This window comes from Brevibacillus reuszeri (assembly GCF_002897295.1).
Classification (GTDB): Bacteria; Bacillota; Bacilli; order Brevibacillales; family Brevibacillaceae; genus Brevibacillus; species Brevibacillus reuszeri_A.
Genome location: NZ_BEXF01000163.1, coordinates 1 through 254, shown reverse-complemented (window position 1 = coordinate 254; position 254 = coordinate 1). Strand labels below are relative to the sequence as shown.

2 rRNA genes are annotated in these 254 nt (G+C 55.5%); both read left to right on the top strand.

The window, feature by feature from the left end:
• Positions 1 to 64 (top strand): 16S ribosomal RNA (locus C3B52_RS36005); the annotation flags it as partial.
• A gap of 66 nt (positions 65 to 130) precedes the next feature.
• A 5S ribosomal RNA gene (gene rrf / locus C3B52_RS36000) occupies positions 131 to 247 on the top strand.
• The last annotated feature ends 7 nt before the right edge of the window (positions 248 to 254 follow it).

Below are 254 nucleotides of genomic sequence, written 5' to 3'. Positions count from 1 at the left end.
GATGACTGGGGTGAAGTCGTAACAAGGTATCCGTACCGGAAGGTGCGGATGGATCACCTCCTTTCTATGGAGATACGACGATTAACGCACATTCGCTGTTCAGTTTTGAGAGAAGCATTCTCTCAAAAAGTCTGGTGATGATGGCGGAGGGGACACACCCGTTCCCATGCCGAACACGGCCGTTAAGCCCTCCAGCGCCGATGGTACTTGCTCCGCAGGGAGCCGGGAGAGTAGGACGTTGCCAGGCGAGCAAC